Annotated in this window: 3 protein-coding genes; all 3 read right to left on the bottom strand. The window is 70.6% G+C overall.

Annotated features, from left to right (window positions below; genetic code table 11):
- The coding region (locus tag HMPREF3115_RS16095; RefSeq protein WP_070555086.1) for an SRPBCC family protein at positions 1-550 on the bottom strand (550 nt) is incomplete at its 3' end.
- Between the two features lie 28 nt (positions 551-578).
- Entirely contained in the window at positions 579-938 is a 360-nt protein-coding gene (locus HMPREF3115_RS16100; protein WP_006398422.1) for a DUF427 domain-containing protein, read from the bottom strand.
- A 127-nt stretch (positions 939-1065) separates the two neighbouring features.
- The gene (locus HMPREF3115_RS16105; protein ID WP_070555087.1) at positions 1066-1506 is read right to left on the bottom strand and encodes a carboxypeptidase-like regulatory domain-containing protein; all 441 of its coding nucleotides are present in this window, start codon (positions 1504-1506) and stop codon (positions 1066-1068) included.
- Between the last annotated feature and the right edge of the window lie 91 nt (positions 1507-1597).

Below are 1597 nucleotides of genomic sequence, written 5' to 3' on the forward strand. Positions count from 1 at the left end.
GCTTTGCCGCGGCCGTCAGCGCGGCCGGGCGCAGGAACACGTGCGGGCGGCGCGGCGCGGCCGCGCGGGCACGGTTCGGCGCGAGCCCGTGCTTCGCCTGCACGATCGCGCAGAATTCGCGGAAGAAGTCGTCGATGCAGTCGCGCAAGGCGTTCTCGATCTGCCGCGCCGGCAGTTCGGCCAGCGGGCCCGTCGCGGTCGCCCATACGCGGTACTCGATGCAGGTCGCGTCCCCGGCGTCGTCCGGCGCCAGCACGACGTCGATCTGGCCGCGCAGCGCGCCGAGGCCCTCCGCGCGTGCATGGAAACCGAGCATCCGGCGCGGCCGCCCTTCCGCGTCGCCGTGCTCGGCCGCGACGTGCACACGCACCTCATAGCGCCCGCGCAGCGTGCCGTGCGGCACCGTGATCGTCAGCGCGAATTCGTCGCGCGCCCGCTTCACGAACGATTCGCAATGGTCGACGCTCGCGCGCAGCAGCGCGACGTCCTCGAGCGCGTCGCGCACGACGGCCGGCGCAAGCGCAACGCATAACGTGTCGTTCAGTTCCATGACGCCTCCGCGATCCGCGCACGACGCTTCACGACGTTTCGACGAGACTGTCGATCCGCGCGACGTCGAACGCGACGTACTGCGCGAGCGCGAGCGCCGCTGCCGCCGGCGACTCGTAGCTCCATGCGGCGTCCTCGATCACGCCGTCTTCCGTTTGCAGATTGAAGTAGACGGCCGCGCCCTTCACCGGACACGTCGCCGTCGTGGCCGAGCGCACGAGCCTGCTCATGTTGACGTCGCCGCGCGGCAGATAGTGGACGTCCGGCTGCCCGGCTTCGCGCACGGTCAGTGCGCCGTGCGAGTCCGCGTACGTGATGCCGCGATGGATCACGCGCACGCGATGGCGGTTCAGCACGATTTCGAGGCGAGGGGCGGCGGCATCGGACATCGTTTCTCCTTCGGGCGAAGCGGCGCGCGGCCCGCGCGCAGGAAACGAAAAAGCCACGGCGCGAACGCCGTGGCTTTCATTATGGGCGAAACTTCGTGCGATTGCGCGATCGGGGCCGCGGCCCGCGTTACTGTGCACTCCACTGGAACGCGGCCTTCGCGCCGCCTTTCGCGCCGACCGTGACCGCGCGCGTTTCGTCGCTGCCCTGATACGACGCGTGCACCGTGTAGCGTCCCGGCGGCAGCTTCACGAGCATGTACGGCCCGCGCGCGTCGGTCTTCAGCACCTCGTTGCCCTTGCCGTCGACGATCCGCACGTGGACGTCGGCCAGATATTCGCCGCCCTTGCCCGTGAAGCGCAGCGCGAGCGGCCACGCCGATTCGTTGCACTCGAACGCCGTCGACTGATCCTTGCCGATGCCGCCCGACACGAAGCTGATGTCGCCCTGCTGGGTCGCTTCGGGCAGGCCGTCCGACGACTGCGCGTACGCGCCGGTCGCGGCGGCTGCGAGGCCGGCGCTCAGCGCGACGGCGACGGCAATTCGGGACACGTTGCGTAGATATTGCATGGCTCTCTCCTTTGGGTCGGAACACATACGGGGGCCGCGGCGATGCGCGGACGTCGGCGGCGCGCGCCGCGGCCGGCCGAACCGGCCCGCG

It is taken from the genome of Burkholderia sp. HMSC10F09, assembly GCF_001806955.1.
GTDB classification, from domain to species: Bacteria; Pseudomonadota; Gammaproteobacteria; order Burkholderiales; family Burkholderiaceae; genus Burkholderia; species Burkholderia multivorans.